An 18,889-nucleotide genomic window follows, 5' to 3' on the forward strand; every position below is an offset into this window, starting at 1 on the left:
TTTCTACTCCATTTCCAATTAATTTTTCCTACAATACATAAAAGCTTATATTCAATATCTAAATCTAAATTTTTATTGATGTCATAGCAAATTAACATTAGTTAAAATAGAATCAAAAGCTATTAACTTACCATCTTAAGTCAGTATTGCCTCCTTCATTTTGTATCGCTCATCTTGTATTAAATTAAGTAGCGGTCTTTGTAAATTAATTCTGAATAACTAAAGATATATGCTAACTAATATCACTACTTTAACAAGACTAACTAGAATCTATCTCTAGAAATAAAATAAATTTAGCTAAAAAAAATCTCAATGTTAATTTTCAAAACTAACTCAAAGAAAGTAAGTATATTTTAGTTAACCAATATCTTATGTTTTTCTTTCAGAGAAAAATTTTTACCGAATAATTAAGGTTTAAAGCTTATCCTTTAAAGGAGAAAAAAGAACAAATTTTCCTTAAGCTTCAATCCTCTTATTTTCAAGGATAGGTAATAATTAATTATTAATTATTAATTATTAATTATTAATTGTTGAACTTAGCTCCACTATCAAATTAATTTTAAATAAATCAATTTTTTGACTTATAGTCTTCAATTTGTTGTGCATTAATCTCCACAGCAGACACATCAATAGTACCAGGAGGAGTTAACCTACTAAAATTACCCCCTTCAACCTTAAGTGGTTCCCCACAACTAGGACATTGAAATTGAGTCTGATTTAAAGCAGTAAATTCATAACTACAAACAGGACATTTATCTATAATTAAATTACGATTTAACCACCAACGTAACCCAATAAATGCAATTATAGGTGTAATCAATATAAAACCAATCAATATCAAAACAGAGTTAACTAACCATCCTAAACCTATAGACCCTAACAGCCAAACAACAGCTAAAACAATTATCCAATTACCAATACTGGCCAGTGTTAATTGAAATCCTTTTGAATTGCCTTGATTCACTTCATTATCTCCTTAAATATCCATCCTTTTTATATCCTAATCACAAATCTAAAAGTTGTTTTACCCTTTTAGTAAAGGCAACCCTACCAAATACTTTTACACTTTCTTCCCGCAACCAATTACCATCACACCTTTGGTCCTCTCCCTTCAACATCTCAATACAAGCATTAGCTACTGCTTCTGGATCTCTATAGGGTACGCGCCATCCTAATTTTCCATCCTGTAAAGGGTCCGCCGATCCATCCGCATCACCCGATAAAACTGGTATTCCACAGGCCATTGCTTCTAAATAAACTATACCAAACCCTTCCTGAGAAGGCATCACATAAGCATCAGCTACTTGATAATGTCTGACCAAATCTTCTGTAGGCACAAACCCAGCAAATATAACTTGTTTCTCCACCCCTAAATCTTGAGCTAACTTGGCTAACCGGGGTTGGTCGTCTCCTCTTCCAATTACTAAATACTTTACTTCCGGGAATATTTGTAGTATCCTATAAAGGCCACGTATAGTAACATCAACACCCTTATAGGGGTCTCCTGACCAAAGTCTAGCTACAGTCATTAACACCTTTGCCCCTTCCAGATTGTAACGCTCAATCAAATCTTTTGGTTTAGGCTGAGGAATAAAAATATTCTCATCTACCATACAAGGTAATAATTGAAACTTTTCTTGGTCTAGATGATTACTTTCACAACAGCGATCGCGACTATAACGACTAATAGTTAAAATACTAGCTGCTTGTTTTAATGCCTGTTGATATTTATTTGGTAGTGGTTCCCACACTTCTTTTCCATAAGTGAAAACTGTGTAGGGAATGCCAAGAGGTACACACAAAATTTGAACTAAGGGAGCTAAATTAATATGACCACAAAAAACTTGTTTAGGTCGTTTTTTTAGTAAACACCATAATAATGTTGCTGCTAACCTAAAACGCCCTAACCAAATAGGCTGAGTTTTTAAATAATAGAAATTTATACTCTTGGACTGATAGGGATTTTCACATTCTAATCCATCTCTAAGTAATAATATATCAGTATCTAGAACCGAATCAGAAGTATTTGTAGAATTTGTTAGGTCTTGGTAAGCCTGGAAAATATCTCTAACATAAGATTGAATGCCACCTTCACGAGATAAAATTTCCAGAAAAACGAATATATTTCCTTTTTTTTTATCAATTTTTTTATCCAATTTAATCTCCAAATTTTTAGATTATTAAGAAAATTAACAAAGAGTTTGATACTCTCCATCCACTCATTCCTTAGTTATATCTTAAACTATTTAGTCGTAAACTTCATTACCAAAAAAAAATGTCTAAAGCCTCCCCTTTTAAGGGGATAAAATAAAGAGAATATTCCTTATGTCAAGCCTCTGGGTTTCCTAGGTCATGCTGCGCAAACAGCCAGAGGCACTGATAACTGATAACTGATAACTGATAACTGATAACTGATAACTGAAATTACCTAGTTTTACCTGCATTAAAGTCAGTAAAAACATACGCATTTAACCATAGCTCATCAATTAAATCTTTACAAAAAAAGTAAAGTATACTTTCTATTCCTTGAAATTATGGTTGATAATGAAATAGTTGAACTGATTTTTTTTCAAATTTATTAATTAACTCTCTACGAGTAAGAAGTTCTTTACCATAAAAAGGTTTTTCGGGAAGAAAATAATAATCAAATTACTTGGTTCTGGTTGAGCAGAATAAAAACATTTAAAGGGTCTATAACTCATACATAAATTATCAGGGAATGATTTTTTAGCCTTCATAAATAAAAATCCATCTCTAGAGTGTTTATGATTTTGGATTAAAATAGGAAAGTTTTTATAGTTTAGAAAAGCAGAAAATTGCCTCATCCTATACCCTGAATTTTCAGGAAAAAATAAGTCCACATTATTAAATTTATTGTTACCGAAAAATTGTGGTTTAAAGCCTCCCTTTTTAAGGGGATAATAAGCGGTCGTTTGCGGAGCAGTCCGTTAGGATGGGATGGCGAGGTCTCCTCGCCATATCCAATCGACCAAGATAAAAAAAAAATTCATTATTAGTCAATCCTCTTCTTTTCAAGGAGAGGTAATTATTCATTATTCATTATTCATTATTCATTGTTGAATAATATACCGTTATAGAAAATGGGTTGTTTGTATTTTTGAATCTATCATTTTTTTTCGAGCTAAAATGAAAAAATAAGAATAGTGTATATTGTTTATAAATATAATAATAACCAAGACTACAATGCCTAATACCTTATACCTTTGCTTATTAATAAAAACTTTTGAAGAGATATTTGCTAAATATAAAGTGGCAATAAAATCTACTGGAGCGGTATAATAATTCGTGAAAATATTAAGTTTAATATAGGCTAAAAAATATAATAAATTACCAATTGCCAAAGTATCCCATATTAAATTGAGACGATATTTTCCTAAAATTAACCCACGGATTCGACCAATAAATACTAAAAGAAAGATTAATAAGATCGGATTGTCTTTTAGATAATTAATAAAAGTAGATAATCTACTATCTCTTGCGTGTGCACTAGCATAAGAAATTCCAACTTGACCATAAATATTTGAGATGTATAAATACATAAATACTAAGGAGAGAATAATTAAACCTAAATCGAGCCAATTATTTTTGACAAATCCAAATATTCTTTCCTGTACCTTGTGCCAAAGTTTATCATTAAATGCTGTTATTATTAATCTGCTACCAGCAAAATCTAGTATTAACAGAAAAATAGGTTCTTTATAATAAAGTAAAAATTGAGTGGCAATAAAAATCCCACAAAGATAAATTACTGATTTGTTTTTCTCCAGTTTCTCCAAACAAAAAATGAAAATTGCCAACCAGAAAATTATGTTTCTTTCAGAATAAATGAGACCAAAAAAAAGAAACAACAAAGCTAGGTAGTATTAATATCAGAGTAGCCAAAAGAATTTTATGGCTTAATTTAATTTGCGGTAAGATTGACAAACAAAGAAGAATTGTAACCAGTAATTGAAAGATTGAAAAAGAATGATATGCTAGAGGAGTTTTGCTAAAAATACTAATAATATTATATACCTGAAGCCCTAAAGGCAAAAATCTACCCGATTCCGGCGAAATTGGCATATTATAAAACTTACCTAGTAACGAAAAAAATGTAAATTGATCATTATCATAGTAGGCAAATTCAGCTTTATTAAATATGAGATAAACATATACCACCTACAAATATTAAGAAACAGATGCTTTCTAGATACAGAAAGTAATTTTTACTGAAATTTTGATAAATATTATTTCTCTGATTAAAAATAGAATTAACTTGTTTTGATGAAGTCGAATTATTAGAGTAAAAAATAACAGCAAAAACAATCACGATAGTCAGATAAATTATCCAAACACTTAGAAACTCTCTATGACTATTGTGTTGTAAATAATTTATAATTTCTGAAAATTTAGTATCATTAATATTCATAACTAAAAATAACTTTAAACTTGGAAATTGAAACAGTAGAAAACTATGATTAGCCAAGAGCAAACAAAGAAATGTTCGTGGCTATAATGTTTCTACCGCTTGCTTAACCCAAGGCCATGATGGTTCCATGATTGATTTGAGTTACTCTAGCTATAGCCCTGAATCCCATACCATTAAAATACATTTTGATACATAGTTGTTTAACTTCAGGGTGATATACTTTGGGGAGAGGAGATTCAACAAATTAATGTCCACAATCGTGACAACGATAAGATTGTTTTTGCCGTAACGTTAACCATTTTTCTTATGATGAGAAGATTGGCATTTAGGACAGTGCATTTTTTCTTGAGTTTAACAACATTTTGATTCTATAACATTCTATATTCACCAACGCCATTATCCGCCACTTGAACACAGAAAAAATCCGCCCTTCTAGGGCGGAGATTTAAACCCATTTTTTTTGTAAATATTTTAGATATCCAACTCTTAAAACTTAGATATCTAAAGTCTTAGAATAGACCAAAAGTCAAAGATTTCTCAATTGGTAAAGTAGCACCAATACCCAACCACAGAGTTACTGCTGTACCAAACAGGAACACAGCAGTAGCTACTGGACGACGGAAAGGGTTTTGGAACTTGTTCACACTTTCAATGAAAGGAACCAACATTAATCCCAGAGGAATAGAAGCCATTGCTACAATACCCAACAACTTATTAGGTACAGTACGCAGAATTTGAAACACTGGCCAGAAATACCATTCAGGCAGAATTTCTAGAGGTGTAGCAAATGGGTCTGCTGGTTCACCAACCATAGCAGGGTCTAATACGGCTAAACCTACACACAAAGCAAAAGTACCAACAATTACTACTGGAAATATATAGAGTAAGTCATTAGGCCAAGCAGGTTCACCATAATAATTGTGACCCATACCTTTAGCCAACTTAGCTCTTAATTGAGGATCGCTTAGATCCGGCTTTTTTAAAGTGGACATAATCTTTTTTTTTCTCCGTAATCACCGAGAGCTAGTATTTGATTATTTTTAACACTCTCACCACTAAATCACATATTTTGACATCCTCCCTCGTTAAATCAGAGATTATAACAAGAGATTCCCAAACCTCACGATTTAGGTTTACTGCTTGAGTGGCACTTATCTAGGCTGTTTCTAGCCCCCAACAGTACGCCTACACAGTCAATTTGTTGAACCACGACCTGCCCGACCGCAGTGATAGCTCGATGACGAATTACTTTTGCTGCTGCAAATCAAGGTCAGTATTGGTTAAGATTCATCTCCCAGTAAATCGTAGATTACACCGAGAGTCCTCTCGCTCCATCTTAGATAGCTTAACTTACAAAGGTCCCGAGATGCCTTGCTTACGAATCATCAAGAAATGCAGTAGCATAAATACTGCAATTAACCAAGGTAGTACAAAAGTATGAAGACTGTAGAAGCGAGTTAAAGTTGCTTGACCAACACTTGTACTACCACGCATTAGTTCTACAATGAATGGACCAACAAATGGAATGGCATCAGGTACACCAGAAACAATTTTTACAGCCCAATAACCAATTTGGTCCCAAGGTAGAGAATAACCTGTAACACCAAAACTCACGGTAATTACAGCCATAACTACACCTGTTACCCAAGTCAGTTCGCGGGGTTTCTTGAAACCGCCTGTGAGATAAACTCGGAAAACATGAAGAATCATCATCAGCACCATCATACTGGCGGACCAACGATGGATAGAACGAATTAGCCAACCGAAGTTAACCTCAGTCATAATATATTGAACTGATGCCAGTGCTTCTGTTACTGTTGGCTTGTAGTAGAAAGTCATAGCAAACCCAGTAGCAAACTGGATGAGGAAGCAAACCAAAGTAATACCACCCAAGCAGTAAAAAATATTTACATGGGGTGGAACATATTTGCTAGAAATATCGTCAGATATCGCTTGAATTTCTAAGCGCTCATCGAACCACTTATAAGTTGCTGAATCAGTTACCTGTTTTGTGAACATGAAGCCAAAAATCCTAGATGAATATTGCTGTTTTTTAATCGATGTTTTGGGGTAGTTAGGAAGATATACTTACCTCAAACTTTTGACCAGCAATACAAAATATCATAACAACTGGCAAAGGAATTCAAAGCCAAGTCTAACTTAACTTTAAGAAATAAATATTCCCTCTTGTCTACCCTTCAGTTAAAAAATGTAACATAACTTGTGGATAAATTTCATCCAGGTTTGACATCCTCACCTTCCTATAAGAAAGGTGATTCCTCACCACGCCACCTTTTGAGGGATGGTCGCTGAACGGGGTTGACAGCTCTACACACACCGCCTCATCAGAGGTCTTACACGCACTCCCTGTCCATTTTAAGTCTCGGAATGCCCTCCCGCGACTATATATATCGTTTAGGCAAAAAACACAAACAATGCTTGTTTTGCTTCCAGGTTGGATTTTACCATTGCCCTTCCGTCGTTTCCCTATTGCTGGCTCAGTCCCGGTTGCAACTCATAATGAGTGTATATCGCTGCAAGCTTAGGTGGGGATTTAAACCACTTTCATTATCACACAAAAGTCCCCCTAGAAGAGCTATCCCGGAGAAGGAACTTCTGAAAACCTTTTGGGGAGCAGGTGAGCAGCAGTGCGACCCCGTGTCGGCATCAGACGCAAGCGGTCAGATCCCGCATCGGCGTCAGACGCAAGGGAATGCTTACCAAGAGAGGGTACGCGCACCAAGAGAGGGAGCAGTAGAGAAGGGAGAAAGAGTCTTAACGCGCGTCAGAAGTCAGAAGTCAGATAGGGGAGCCGTCGGATTGGCGACGTACAGAAGTTAACCCACCCCTAGCCCCTCCCCCCACAGTGGAGGGGAAGTAGGGGATTTGAGCAACTATCCAAAAATATTTCGCCTTAAAAGGCGGGGTTGCGCGACTCATATTATTTTGATAATAGCTAGGCAAAATTACTTGAATTTTCACAAAAATGTACTCTTAAATACATTTTACTCAAGAAATCACTGCTTAAGTTATTAACATAACTTATCTATTTTGTCAAGTTTTATGTTAAAAAAGATGTTGATCAAGCATAGCTACGAAGAGGGAGACTTGTGACCCAAAAAGTTCGGTCAGCTTTTATGAAGTTTGAAATCTTAAGTATTTTTCATTTAGACTATAAATTTTACCCAATCATCCTATAAGGCAAGAAGTGTTGTATTTATGAAAAAAAGATTTATCCGAGTTATATTTCTCTTAATATTACCAGTGATTCTGAGTTTTGGATTTTGGACATCATCTGCATCAGCATTGACAGAGGAACAGAGTTTATTAGGCGAAGCTTGGCGAATAGTTAACTTGGCTTATGTTGATGATTCTTTCAATCATCAGAATTGGTGGTTTGTACGTCAAAAATTGATTAAGAAACCTCTGGAGAACAGAGACGATACTTATAATGCCATTCAGGAAATGTTGGCCAGTCTGGAAGACCCTTTCACCAGACTTCTCAAACCAGAACAATACAATAATTTGCAGGTTAATACCTCTGGAGAATTAACAGGAGTGGGTTTACAAATTGCTTTGGACCCTCAAACAGGAGAATTAATAGTCATATCTCCCCTGGAGGGTTCTCCTGCTGAAGCTGCTGGTATTCAACCTCGCGATCGCGTCCTCAAAATTGATGGCCAACCAACTTCAGAATTTACTTTGGATGAAGCTGCAAATAGAATGCGAGGTCCAGTTGGCTCTTCTGTGGTACTAACAATTTTGACAGAAAACGAAGACAAACCTGAAGAAATCACCCTAATTAGGGATACTATTGAAATTAACCCGGTCTATGCTGAATTAAAGACTGGCTCTGAAACAGGAAAAATTGGTTATATTCGTCTGAGTCAATTTAATGCTAATGCTGCGACAGAAGTCAGCCAGGCAGTAGAAAGTTTTGAGCAGCAGGGGGTTATTGGTTATGTGCTTGATTTACGAAATAATCCAGGTGGACTATTACAAGCTGGCATAGAAATTGCTCGTCTATGGTTGGATGAAGGTACTATTGTTTACACGGTCAACAGACAAAGATTTCTTGGTAGTTTTTCTGCTGAGGGACTAGCTATAACTGGTTCTCCATTAGTGGTATTAACTAATCAGGGAACTGCTAGTGCTAGTGAAATTCTTGCAGGTGCTCTTCAGGATAATGGTCGTGCTTTGTTAGTAGGTGAAAGAACTTTTGGCAAAGGGTTAATTCAGTCTTTGTTTGATTTGTCTGATGGTTCGGGATTGGCAGTGACGGTGGCCAAGTATGAAACACCAAACCATACAGATATCAATAAACAAGGAATTATGCCTGATATTGTGGTGGAACAAGACCCCATTTTGCCTTACGAAATTACGACAGAAGCTGACAAACAATATCAAGCTGCAGTGGAACTTTTGACATCTGAAATTGCATTAGCAAATGCAGCCTAATTAACTCAGGGATTAAGTTTATTTTAAGGATCGTAGTGCGTCATAAATAATTTTACTAACTTTAATATTAATTCTATTTATTGTCCATCTAGAATTGGTATGTTTGATTATCTATATAGCAATCCTAAATTGGTCGTGACAGTTTTAATAATAGTTAATTTGAGCTAAAAACCTTGAAAATTCTGACTCCTGACTCCTGAGTGCCACCAAAACATTACAACCTAAATAGGATTGCTATAGAAAACGTGAACGATGAAATAGGAGATTAATTATTAATGTTAGGATTTGTAGTTCCACTCAAAAGTGCTCAAATATCAAAATCTTGGGAACAGGTATCTCAACTATTTGAAAGAACTGCTAGATAAATTTGTAATTCAACTAATCCTAATTTCAAAGTTGTTGTAGTTTGTCATGAGAAACCGAACATTAATTTCGAGCATTCAAATTTACAATATATAACAGTAGACCTTCCTATTCCGACTACATTTTTGACGTACTCCCCGGCATAAATGCACGGGGATTCTCAGGCGGATGTTACGAAGCGGGATAAATCCACGCTTCTCCACCCTTTTTCCTGTTTCTTAGGCTCTTAACTAGACCGTTTCGGGTCCCCGTCAGATCGCCTCCCCAGGCAACTTCTTTAACGTCCAAGATGCGCCCCACCTCAGACACCCCTCTATTTCTCACAATCAGCGCGGAGGCTACGTCTCGATGAATTGTATAACCACATTCAGGACAAGAATGAACTCTAAAGCTGAGTTTTTTCTTCCCTGTATGAGCATTGCAATTGGGACAAATTTGAGAAGTATAATCTTTATTGACCTTCCCGAAATAGACTCCTCGCTTCCAACAAACCCATTGCAGGATGGTGACAAACTGACCGAAACCTGCATCTAAGGTATGTTTTCCCCACATTCCTTTGGCCCATGCCTGAAAATTAAGGTCTTCAACAAAAATCATTCCTGCTTGGTCGCATAAATGATGGGCTAACTTAAAATGGAAGTCTTTTCGAGTATTGGCAATAGTTTCGTGTAAACGAGCAATAATCTTGCTTAACTTTTGCCAGTTATTTGACCCAATCTGTTTCTTCTTGAGTCTGCGTTGCAGTAATTTCATCTGGCGGTGCAAACTGTTAAAGAATCTGGGTCGTTTAATTAATTCTCCCTCTGATGTGGCTAGGAATTTATCGAGTCCCAAATCAATTCCAATGGGATAACCATGAGGGGGGACATCGGGAACATCCACATCACACTCTAAACAGAGAGCGACAAAGTAACCACCGGCTTTTCGGATGATTCGGGCAAGTTTAACCCTAAACCCTTCAGGAATTTCCCTTGATTTAATATATTCGATTCGCCCCAATTGAGGGAGTTTCAAATAAATTCCCTGAACGCAGTTTTTTAGCATTTGTGGGAACACAAATGAGCGCATTCGTCGCGCTTTCTTAAACCGAGGGAAACCCATCCCTTTGCGTTTCATATCGACAAAGGCTGTCTCTAAGGTTTTTAAGACTTGCTGTAAAGCCTGAGCATTAACAGTTTTCAGTTCAGGATAATCTTTTTTGGCTTTCGTGAGAGCTTGAGATTGTCGGGCATAATTGGGATAGGGTTGGTCTGCTGGAATGATGTACTCAGCAAATAGGGAACAAGCGTTAATCGGCGACTTACGAGAGCGAATCCAATCTTTGCGTTCGGCTAGAGCGTAATTCCAGACACGACGGCATACTTCCAGAATGCGCTCAATTTCTTGAGCCTGTTGTGGAGTGGGTTTAAGTTTAAATTCGTAAGTCAGATTAAGCATCTACAAACTCTTGTGCCGTTCTCTAGATATAACGCAACCATCTGTGCTGAGTGGGGTTAAAACCCCACCAGTCGTTTTTCATCCACGTGATAAATCGACGTGGCTCTCATCTTTGTTTTTTCTTGGTAGATTTGATTAATAAGAATGAAAACTTTATTCTATACTTCAAAAACTACTTAAAAATTTAGTGCAACTGTACCTCATAAACCTGGAATCCGCTGTATTATTTCTCCACCCCAAGATAATTATGGAGAGGAATTAGATGCTGAATTTGGTTTAATACCATTATCTTCTAGCCAAATTATCGGTATTTGATGAGGGTCTACTCGGTTGCTTTGTTCTTGCATAATGCTTTTGGCTTGACTAGGATCGAAATAACGACTAAAGTCTGCTTTTTCTTGATTAAGTCTTTCTGTTGTGGCTTCAATTTCAGATTCAATAACTTGTAGCTTTTCTTGAATAGATTGGTAATGAGGCCACAGCTTTAAGAAAGCTGATGTTACACAAACAGAAATTACAATATTAGTAAATAATTTGACTGTGGTTTCAATTGTTATTCCTAAATAGGTAGACTTGATCTTTTTTGAAAATATTCGAGGTTTTACTTGAGTAGGACTGTTGTGAGAAACTGGTGAAAATGTTACAGGTTTAGTAGCTTGCATAATTTTTTTAGGTTAGCTTCATCAATTAGAAGATTTTTCTATTTAGATATTAATCTATCAATGGAGTTTACCGAAAAATTGCGATCTAAAGCCTCCCCTTTTAAGGGGATAAAAAAAGAGAATATTCGCCAAGGTCAAACCTCCTTATTGCAGAGGTACTGATAACTGATAACTGAAATAACCTTTGGTTTTCACAGCAAAGACATTGTTTGAAGATTCTTATTCCAGAAAAAATCTGCCCCTACAGTTTTTATATACTAACTTCTCAATCATACTTTAGTTTTGGTGAAATACTCCCACACTATAGCGTCAGCTTAGTGTGGGCTTCTCATTTCGCAGTCCTGCCACTGCATCGGACAAGCGGGTGCTTTAAGGACGGGATGCCCCGCCGTCCTATTTTTTATATTTATTGCCACATTCAAGTCGCGGTCTATGAAGATACCGCAGTGTGGGCAAGAATGAGTTCTTTGAGATCATTCTTTCGGAACTTTTTCACCGCAATTCGAGCAATCTTGTCTGGTATTTTGAGGATTCACTGCTATGGTTTTCACCTCCAGCATTTGCCTCCTGCGGAGGAGCTGCGCTAACAGCTTTGACAGTCAAAATAGTTAGAAATTGTCCCCCAAATCGCATCATTAATTGATTTACTCAAACGGGTCAATGCTTGCCCTTTAATGTTTAAGTTTGCCTCCGGCACGCCGCTCCGCGTCTACGTGGGCAATAACTTCAGCAAACATTAGTTCGAGCATTGTTATGATAACATCAACTTTTTAGTCTTGAGCAAAAAGCAATATTTGTACATTAATGGGGCATTGAACCCCATTAATGTACTACCGATTCATCTCGCGCCAAATCAGAGATTATGGCGCGAGGCTTCTCGATGATTTAGCTAAAAAGCAAAAATTCTACTGTATCTTGAGAAGCAACTGTGAGGACAGATTTAAATTTTGATAATTGACTGAGATTTTACTTGTACAGCTCTGTTGAGAGTCGGAATGCTAAGATTCCTGGGATGAGAGCAATTACTAGAGCAACTAATACTTGAGTATCAGATAGAGGCATAGTTCAAAACTCCTAATGTTTGTATTTGTATTTTGCAGTTAATTTTCCATATTTTACCCGTAATTGGCAAATTCACAACTTGAAACAAATACTAATTTTTCTTCTTCTTCTACACTACCTGTTTGATATATTTAGCTGTGGGGTTTGCTCTTGTCTTAAACATCTCGTAAAATTCTTAATATAAGTCAACAGAAGTTTACAAAAAAATAATTTTCCAGAATATAGAATTAGTTAAACTGCTGTGAATATTCGGTAAGTGATAATTGGTCATCGGTATTGATAGTTAAGTATAGTTGGTGTTTCAGCCCTCATTTGCCATTACAATACAGAACTACCAAACTCCCTATTAACAGTATCGGTATTAGCTGTTTTGCATTTAAACCATATATCTAACTTTTGTCAAAAGGAACAGGGAACAGGAAATCTAAATGATTCTTAGGTTATATAAGGAAAAGTAGGCTAAGTTGTAAGTATCTATGCAAAATTAATTTAACGTTCTTAAGTAAGGAGTAGGGAATAATAAAAATAATTTTTCCTACCTATTGAATCTGAGTATCAAATTTACAATTAATTTTGCTTGACTATTGAGATATATTTTCTCAGACTTCTGACTAACGTTTATTCAAAGGTTATTTAAGGTTGCTATATTAGTGAGAGTTATCAAGCAAATAATAGTTTATTCAGAATAGATATATAGATATATTTTTTCTGACTAACGTTTATTCAAAGGTTATTTAAGGTTGCTATATTAGTGAGAGTTATCAACCAAATAATAGTTTCCTCAGAATAGTTAATAATCGCTCTTTTAAGTATTGCTATATTTATACAGGATAGATATTTTTTCAAACAAACAAATATTCCTGCTAAATTAAACAAATATATTAGAAGGAAGAAGGAATAAGTGGGATTTAAATATAGTTTTGACAGAATTAGCTCCCTGATTTAGAGAGCTAACTAACAAAAATTCTAGATAAGAAAAATCTTCTCTATTCTATTTATTCAACAATCCACTTAGTTAGACTTGGCTCCCATGTGGCTAATTCTTCCTCTTTAAACCAGAGACTAATTTCCCTTTGAGCAGTCTCAATTGCGTCAGAGCCATGTATCAAGTTACGGCCAATACTAATTCCATAATCACCCCTAATTGTACCAGGCTCAGAGTTTAGAGGATTAGTTGCCCCAATAATTTTTCTCGCAGACGCAACAACTCCTTCACCTTCCCAAACCATTGCTACTATTGGGCTAGAGATAATAAATTCTACTAATCCATTAAAAAACGGTTTTTCCCGGTGAACATCATAATGCTGTTCAGCTAGTTCACGACTGACCATCATCATTTTCAGACCTACTAGAGTAAAACCTTTTTTTTCAAAGCGACCAATAATCTCGGCGACAAGTCCTCTTTGGACTCCATCGGGTTTAATTGCTATGAAGGTGCGTTCCAAACTGATACTCCTCAAAAATTTTCTGAATACACAATACAGATTAACCTGATTTGACACTCTGCCCTAAATATTTGCGTGGCAAAAAATTTACAAAGCTTTTGGGTTAAGATAGATGATTTAATTCTTGAGTAGGGCACAATTATGGATGAAACACTACATATAGTATAGTGCTATAGTTTTGAGCTACTATATATAGTTTTAATACTTAATTATCCGAATTTACCAGTAATGACACTCTGCCCTAAATATTTATCTCAACGTTGGCCCTTGACCCGCGCTCTCCCGAAGGGGAGCTAGGGCCTGTTTGCGCAGCATTCCGCAGGAAAAACCAATCAATTTTGCGGTTTTTTCAATAGTGTGTTATACTTAAATATGGCTGCTGGGCTAGCAGTGTCAGTCTGTGGAGCGACTGTAAGACCGAAAAGATGATCGACCTTGGAGGCTGGTGCATTGAAGCAGAAAAGCCTAATAGCGCGATGGTTAGGAATCCCGCGCTGCACTTGCGTGAAGCGTCGGGATGATGTCAAGTGGCAAAAAATTTACCGAAAAATTGTGGGTATGCGCCTCCCCTTTTAAGGGGATAATAAAGAAAAATTTTCATGAATTTGTCAATCCTCTTCTTTTAAGGAGAGGTAATTATTCATTATTCATTATTCATTATTAATTGTTGAAAAAGCTTTTTCGGTAAGATAGATGATTTAATTCTTGATTGGGGGACAATTATGGATAAAACACTACTTATAGTATAGTGCTATAGTTTTTAGCTACTATATCTAGCGCTAATACTTAATTACCTCAGTTTACCAGTAATGATGTTCTCCCCTGAATATTTGTTTGTGCGGAAAAAAATTTACAAAGCTTTTGGGTAAGATAGATGATTTAATTCTTGAGTAGGGCACAAGGTAGTGCTAAACAAGTAATGATTGATTATAGTGATGGATAAAATACCAAATAGCCCCAATGTGATTTTCTATAGATTTAGAGAAGGACAAAGTTTTTCGCACTAACCTGGATACCCTTTGTCTTAAGGTATTATTGAATCGTTCAATGTAAGAAGTCATCCCTGTTTCTTTTCCCACTGTATGATGTCGTTTACTGGGTAAAACAGCACTGTATGCAGACCAAAAATCAGTATATGCGATCGCACATTGACGATAAACCCCTGGTAAGGACTGCCATAAATGTCTAGCTGCTTGTTCATCTCGCGAGCCGATATAAACACCTATAATTTCACGAGCTTCTACTTCCATGGCTAACCAGATCCACTGCTTATTGCCCTTGTTGTCCACAAATGACCATAATTCATCACATTGAATTGTGAGCTTCCCCTTTTTTTTTTGGTTGAACCTGTAGGGTTCTTGGTACTTGTGCATATTTCTGGTTGACATAAGCTTGTAGCCATTGCTCCGAAACTTGGACACTCCCGTGCAATGCCAGCCAGTGAAATCCTTTCTAATAACAATCGGTCAATCAGCTCGCGAGTAGCTTGGTCAATCAGCTTTTGGGTAGGGTTTTCCACAAATTGTCGTCCACATTCGCAGCACAAAAACCGCTGCTTACCATTATGAATATGGCCATTTTTGACAGTTTTTGAAGATGCACACTTTGGACAGGTAGGCATAGAGCGACAACAGTAACTTTTACTCGTTTATCATTACATATTGAGCACTACCGGGCACAATTATGGATAAAACACTACATATAGTATAGTGCTATAGTTTTTTACTACTATATCTAGCGCTAATGCTTAATTATCCGAATTTACCAGTAATTAAGTTACAATTATTCCAATCTTAGTATATTAAAAGTAAAACACTTCATGGATTTACAGTCAACTATAAATCAAAATACTTCTGATATTTCAAATAACACATCATTAACTAATACTTCTAAAGCAGAAATCGAGCGGATAAACTCTCAACAAAAAAAAGTATGGACTATTGAAGATAGTGAGAAATTATATAGAATTCAAGGATGGGGTAATCCCTATTTCTCAATTAATTCTGCTGGTCATATTACAGTTTCTCCTAAAGGCGATCTAGGAGGTTCAATAGACCTATTTGAACTGATTGAATCTATTAAACAAAGAAATATAGGATTACCTTTAATTATTAGATTTTCAGATATTCTTGAAGATAGAATTGAGCGGTTAAATGCTTGTTTTTCTAAGGCGATCGCTCGTTATAAATATAAAAATATATATCGTGGTGTATTTCCAGTAAAATGTAATCAAAATCGTCAATTAGTAGAGGAAATAGTTAAATTTGGTAAGCCTCATAAATTTGGTTTAGAAGCAGGTTCAAAACCTGAATTGTTAATTGCGATCGCGACTTTAAATACTCCTGATTCACTGATAATTTGTAATGGTTATAAAGACCAGGAATATATTGAGACAGCAATGTTGGCTCAAAGGTTAGGAAAGAAAACAATAATTGTAATTGAACAGGTAGAAGAAGTACAGTTAGTAATAGAAGCTAGTCGAAAACTGAATATTAAACCAGTAGTAGGAGTTCGAGTAAAACTCAGCACTAAAGGTATCGGTCGTTGGGCAGGAACTACAGGCGATCGCGCTAAATTTGGTCTTGGTATTCCAGAAATAATTCAAGTTGTTAATCAGTTAAAAAATGCAGATATTTTAGATTCTTTGCAGCTCTTACATTTTCATATCGGTTCTCAAATTTCTTCAATTAGTGTAATTAAGGATGCTATTAGAGAAGCAAGTCAAATTTATGTAGAATTAGCTCAACTAGGAGCTAATATGAAATACTTAGATGTCGGTGGTGGTTTAGCTGTTGATTATGATGGGTCGAAAAGTAAGTTTTATGCTTCCAAAAACTATGATATGCAGAACTATGCTAATGATATTGTGGCAGAAGTAAAAGAAGCTTGTGAAGAGAAAAATATATTACCACCAATATTAGTTAGTGAAAGTGGCAGAGCTGTTGCATCTCATCAATCAGTTCTTATTTTTGATGTTTTAGGAGTTAGTCAAGTTCCAAAAGAAGAACCTGAAATTGTGGGAAAAGACGAGCATTTAATTCTACAAAACCTCTACGAAACTTATCAATCTATTAACAAAAATAATTACCAGGAAGCATATCACGACGCAATTCAATTCAAAGAAGAATCTATAAGTCTATTTAATTTTGGATATCTGAGTATTAGCGATCGCGCCAAAGTAGAACAACTTTATTGGGGATGTTTTCGGAAAATTCAAGACATATTAAAAGGTTCTGAATATATTCCAGATGATTTAGAAGAACTAGAGAAAATCATGGCATCTATTTATTACATTAATCTTTCTGTTTTTCAATCTGCTCCTGATAGTTGGGCGATTAATCAATTATTTCCAATTATGCCTATTCATAGATTAAATGAAGAACCTACAGAAAGGGCTATATTAGCTGACCTTACCTGCGATAGTGATGGAAAAATTGAGCAATTTATCGATCTACGAGATGTCAAGTCATTATTAGAATTACATCCTCTTCAAATTCAAGTTAGCGAGAAATATTCTGAAGATTTCGCCAATCAAACATTAGAAAATTCCCCAAAAGAAAATGCTTCTAATTTTCAACCTTACTATCTAGCAATGTTTCTTGGAGGTGCTTATCAAGAAATAATGGGTAATCTACATAACCTATTTGGTGATGTTAATGTTTTGCATATTAAATTAACCCCTTCAGGTTACAAAATCGAACACGTTGTTAAAGGTGACACAATGACAGAAGTATTAAATTATGTTCAGTATAATTCTGATGGTTTAGTAGAAAGTATTCGTCGTCAAACAGAGCAAGCTTTACAAGAAGAGAAAATTACTATTAAAGAGTCAAGAATGCTCCTACAAAATTATGAGAATAGTCTCAGCAGTTACACTTATTTAATCTAGGGTTTGCTGAAAAAGTCTTATGGGCGAGAGTAGAAAACAGGAGACAGGAGACAGGAGACAGGAGAAATGGGAATTATAGAGGAGGTAGTCGGAAAAATTGTCCCTCAATTTTTCTGCCATAATCATCCCAAAATACTAGCTTTATGCAGCTCTTGCCACCGAAAAGCTGGTACTTATTTCAACCCAAAAATGCTAAAGCCTTTATCTGTAAATACTTTGAGAATTAATCAGCAAGCCCTATTTAATCTAAGAAACGATGGGAATAAGAAAGGCTACTGAAAGGAGTTAAAAAACAATAAGGAAACTGACTATTTTCATCTTGATATTAAGTGCAACTTTATGGATAAATAGGGTTTGCGTATGGAAAGTCTTTTGGCAGGGGTAGGAAACAGGATACAGGAGACAGGAGAAATGGGAATGAGCGAGGAGGTAGGAGCTAAGTTTTGCCCCTCAATTTTTCTGTCCTTAGTTTGTCTTTTATGCTAACTTTTTGAGGGTTTTAGACTAAAATCAGGGCACTTGTGACGTTCTCCTACATCAAATCAAAGATTATGATGTAGGCTTCCCCACCTCACGGACGCGGGCTTTCTGTTTTGCTGCCGCAACGCTGCGCGAACAAGGGGAGTGCAACCACGCGAGCCCTCCAAATTGTGATGAGAGGCAAGATTCTGGATAATTGAAGAGCAGTTGAAATTTCCTTTGAAATTGAAAGCTGAAATTAGGGATTAGGGATGAGAAGTCAGGGAGTAGATAAATCACTAATAATATCTCTTCACTTGATAATCAATGAACCATGATTATTGCTTCATAGCTGAAGTCTTAAATAACTATCCCGTTATTTTTAGGAATTATTATGAGAGGCGAGATTCTGGATAATTTAAGGTAAGTTGAAATTTCCTTTGAAATTGAAGGCTGAAATTAGGGATTAGGGATAAGGAGTCAGGGAGTAGATAAATAACTAATAATATCTCTTCACTTGATAATCAATGAACCATGATTATTGCTTCATAGCTGAAGTCTTAAATAACTATCCCGTTATTTTTAGGAATTATTATGAGAGGCGAGATTCTGGATAATTTAAGGTAAACTGACTGTATCAATTGCTATTTGCATAGCATTCAGTCAGGAAAAATTTTCTAACTAT

At 35.7% G+C, this 18,889-nt stretch carries 13 protein-coding genes and 1 pseudogene; 2 read left to right on the forward strand and 12 right to left on the reverse strand.

Annotated elements, in window-relative coordinates; genetic code table 11:
• Positions 1 to 568 precede the first annotated feature (568 nt).
• The 6 genes from F6K23_RS12785 to F6K23_RS12810 form a co-directional block, all read right to left on the reverse strand.
• Positions 569 to 964: a hypothetical protein gene (locus F6K23_RS12785; protein WP_293155570.1), complete on the reverse strand. Its 396-nt coding sequence runs from the start codon at positions 962 to 964 to the stop codon at positions 569 to 571.
• Between the two features lie 40 nt (positions 965 to 1,004).
• Positions 1,005 to 2,156, reverse strand: coding sequence for a glycosyltransferase (locus F6K23_RS12790; RefSeq protein WP_293155573.1), 1,152 nt, complete (start codon positions 2,154 to 2,156; stop codon positions 1,005 to 1,007).
• Positions 2,157 to 3,092: 936 nt separating this feature from the next.
• Positions 3,093 to 3,818 carry a hypothetical protein gene (locus F6K23_RS12795; RefSeq protein WP_293155576.1) on the reverse strand — a complete coding sequence of 242 codons (726 nt, stop codon included), beginning with the start codon at positions 3,816 to 3,818 and terminating at the stop codon, positions 3,093 to 3,095.
• Between the two features lie 1,120 nt (positions 3,819 to 4,938).
• Positions 4,939 to 5,421, reverse strand: a complete 483-nt coding sequence (gene petD / locus F6K23_RS12800; RefSeq protein WP_124145046.1) for a cytochrome b6-f complex subunit IV — start codon at positions 5,419 to 5,421, stop codon at positions 4,939 to 4,941.
• A 358-nt stretch (positions 5,422 to 5,779) separates the two neighbouring features.
• Positions 5,780 to 6,448: a cytochrome b6 gene (petB, locus tag F6K23_RS12805; RefSeq protein ID WP_202223005.1), complete on the reverse strand. Its 669-nt coding sequence runs from the start codon at positions 6,446 to 6,448 to the stop codon at positions 5,780 to 5,782.
• 780 nt (positions 6,449 to 7,228) lie between these two features.
• The gene (locus F6K23_RS12810; RefSeq protein WP_293155579.1) at positions 7,229 to 7,411 is read right to left on the reverse strand and encodes a hypothetical protein; all 183 of its coding nucleotides are present in this window, start codon (positions 7,409 to 7,411) and stop codon (positions 7,229 to 7,231) included.
• A gap of 237 nt (positions 7,412 to 7,648) precedes the next feature.
• Here F6K23_RS12810 and ctpA point away from each other — a divergent pair, with 237 nt between their 5' ends.
• Positions 7,649 to 8,887 carry a carboxyl-terminal processing protease CtpA gene (gene ctpA, locus F6K23_RS12815; RefSeq protein WP_293155582.1) on the forward strand — a complete coding sequence of 413 codons (1,239 nt, stop codon included), beginning with the start codon at positions 7,649 to 7,651 and terminating at the stop codon, positions 8,885 to 8,887.
• Between the two features lie 534 nt (positions 8,888 to 9,421).
• Here ctpA and F6K23_RS12820 read toward each other — a convergent pair.
• From F6K23_RS12820 to F6K23_RS12845, 6 genes and pseudogenes are all read right to left on the reverse strand, one after another.
• Positions 9,422 to 10,687, reverse strand: coding sequence for a transposase (locus F6K23_RS12820; protein WP_293155585.1), 1,266 nt, complete (start codon positions 10,685 to 10,687; stop codon positions 9,422 to 9,424).
• A 245-nt stretch (positions 10,688 to 10,932) separates the two neighbouring features.
• Positions 10,933 to 11,349 (reverse strand): hypothetical protein, encoded by a 417-nt coding sequence (locus tag F6K23_RS12825; protein ID WP_293155588.1) that lies wholly within the window; start codon positions 11,347 to 11,349, stop codon positions 10,933 to 10,935.
• 314 nt (positions 11,350 to 11,663) lie between these two features.
• Positions 11,664 to 11,789, reverse strand: a complete 126-nt coding sequence (locus tag F6K23_RS41765) for a hypothetical protein (RefSeq protein ID WP_367267698.1) — start codon at positions 11,787 to 11,789, stop codon at positions 11,664 to 11,666.
• Between the two features lie 526 nt (positions 11,790 to 12,315).
• The gene (psaM, locus tag F6K23_RS12835; protein ID WP_071525264.1) at positions 12,316 to 12,411 is read right to left on the reverse strand and encodes a photosystem I reaction center subunit XII; all 96 of its coding nucleotides are present in this window, start codon (positions 12,409 to 12,411) and stop codon (positions 12,316 to 12,318) included.
• A 995-nt stretch (positions 12,412 to 13,406) separates the two neighbouring features.
• Positions 13,407 to 13,856 carry a nucleoside-diphosphate kinase gene (gene ndk / locus F6K23_RS12840; protein ID WP_293155591.1) on the reverse strand — a complete coding sequence of 150 codons (450 nt, stop codon included), beginning with the start codon at positions 13,854 to 13,856 and terminating at the stop codon, positions 13,407 to 13,409.
• A gap of 908 nt (positions 13,857 to 14,764) precedes the next feature.
• A pseudogene (locus F6K23_RS12845) lies at positions 14,765 to 15,477 on the reverse strand (IS1 family transposase).
• 198 nt (positions 15,478 to 15,675) lie between these two features.
• On the opposite strand from F6K23_RS12845, the gene speA reads away from it, so the two are divergent.
• Positions 15,676 to 17,745 carry a biosynthetic arginine decarboxylase gene (speA, locus tag F6K23_RS12850; RefSeq protein ID WP_293155594.1) on the forward strand — a complete coding sequence of 690 codons (2,070 nt, stop codon included), beginning with the start codon at positions 15,676 to 15,678 and terminating at the stop codon, positions 17,743 to 17,745.
• Positions 17,746 to 18,889: the final 1,144 nt, after the last annotated feature.

The organism is Okeania sp. SIO2C9 (assembly GCF_010672455.1).
Taxonomy (GTDB): Bacteria; Cyanobacteriota; Cyanobacteriia; order Cyanobacteriales; family Microcoleaceae; genus Okeania.